The sequence below is a fragment of the Nocardia flavorosea genome (assembly GCF_015477805.1).
Taxonomy (GTDB): domain Bacteria; phylum Actinomycetota; class Actinomycetes; order Mycobacteriales; family Mycobacteriaceae; genus Nocardia; species Nocardia flavorosea_A.
Map to the genome: position 1 here is coordinate 1 of NZ_JADLQL010000020.1, position 285 is coordinate 285.

Here is a 285-nt window from a genome sequence, read left to right on the forward strand (position 1 = left end):
AGCTGGGCACCCCGTCGGTGATGAATATCTGGGTGCCCGACGGCATGAAAGATATCACCATCGATCGGCTGGCACCGCGCCAGCGACTGATGAGCGCGCTGGATGAAATCATCGCCGAAAAACTGAATCCGCAAAATCACATCGATGCGGTGGAGAGCAAGCTGTTTGGTATCGGCGCTGAAAGCTACACCGTGGGCTCCAACGAGTTTTTCCTCGGTTACGCGGCCAGCCGTCAGACCGCGCTGACGCTGGATGCCGGCCACTTCCATCCGACTGAAGTGATCT

Annotated in this window: 1 protein-coding gene; it reads left to right on the forward strand. The window is 57.9% G+C overall.

The window, feature by feature from the left end; translation table 11 throughout:
• The coding region (locus IU448_RS28600) for an L-rhamnose isomerase (RefSeq protein ID WP_195058845.1) at window positions 1-285 on the forward strand (285 nt) is incomplete at both ends.